Here is a 1,501-nt window from a genome sequence, read left to right as displayed (position 1 = left end):
CCTCAAATCCGCAACTAAGCCCTTGAACGTCCTTATTGCGTTTACACGTCCTCTCATTACTGAATTTGCAGATAATTTGAACTTGAAGCACCCACTTCTGCCTACAATATCCCCTTACCCCACAATGTGACTTGAGGCAATACACAATATCATTCCCATAAGTTGTAGGCATTATCCAAAACCAGTCTGGAAAACATCTGCGTAAGCATTATTACTGGTATAGATATTCAGCACATACCGCCTTGACGTCCTGATCCACTTGGCTGGTACAGAGATAAACCTGAAGACAAACGCTTTTATGCGACTTGTTGCATTGAGTCCGAACTTCTTTACGTCAAGTCTTTGAATAATGGCCTTGTAAAAGTTACGGATAAGTGCTGTAAGAAGAAGGAACACTGTATTCTCTGCCATGAAGGATTTGGGCAATCTGTCCCATCCGAAACCATTGTTCATATCATCGAAGATACGTTGGATTTCATCCTTCGTTTTCTCGCCATGGCATAATTAAAGCGAGCTTTATTCTGCTCATTTGGCTTAACGAAAACGTTCCTTTCCTCCACGAAGGTTATAGAACTCGACAATTTCTCTTACGGAAGAATCATAGTCGTCAGTCAGGATACAACGGTATGTGTATTCTCCTTCCCAAAAATCCTGCACACCATCCTTCCGTTTCTGTCTTTGAATCACAAGTCGATATGCTTTACCTTTCCACTTCTCAACAAGGATAGAGTTCAATTCAAACTCAATGGCATTGATTTCCTCAGTTTTCCAGCCTTTGAGAGCAAAGGTGTCAGTGTAGATCGAACTGCAGCGGTTAGCACGGATATAGAAAGACTTGCAGTGTTTTTCTATTTCCTCCACGATTTCCTCGGAACATGATCCACAATCAGCTCTGAAGCGATTGATAGTGAGCCCATTCTGTTCAAATCTCTCAAAGAACCTCTTCAGCGTGTCCTTCTGATGGAAACGAACATTTGTGTTACCATCGCTATTCTCTATACCAACTATCAAATCGCCAATAACCGCCACGCCAGGGCGATAACCAAGGAACTTCTTGTATGTAGGCTTTGCATCATACTTTTCTGTCTCTATGAACTGATGGTCGAAATCAACATCATACATCTCACCCTCTTTCAGTTGGCCAGATGCAAATATACAATTGAGCAATAAAGTATTGAGAGTGTCAGCCGTATTGAAATCGTAGGTCTTGCCCATATCTGATGTGTATGAAATGTTTTCTTGCGTCAACTCCTTTATCGCTCTGAGGATAGTATCAGAGCTACAAGAGCGAAGTGTCGGATGAAGCGAGAGGTGGTTCATCAAATGAGTAGTGACATCCTGGGGTACATGAACCGCCACAGAAGTAGATACTCATGAGAGAACGGATGATTTCACTGTACTGATAACCGAACGATCTACACCTTAGACCGAGGGTTGAGTCGATTACAGATGATAATGTGGAGTCAAATTGCTCCATGATTGAAAATAATCCCCCAAAAGG

The 1,501-nt window shown here is 42.2% G+C and carries 1 pseudogene; it reads right to left on the bottom strand.

Going from position 1 to position 1,501, the window contains the following annotated elements:
- Window positions 1-171: 171 nt before the first annotated feature.
- Window positions 172-1,501 (bottom strand): annotated as a pseudogene (locus tag HMPREF0671_RS10510) (IS1380 family transposase); the annotation flags it as partial.

Source organism: Prevotella sp. S7 MS 2 (assembly GCF_000762865.1).
Lineage (GTDB): Bacteria > Bacteroidota > Bacteroidia > Bacteroidales > Bacteroidaceae > Prevotella.
The sequence above is the reverse complement of the archived record's forward strand: the minus strand, read 5'-3'. Positions and strand labels throughout refer to the sequence as shown.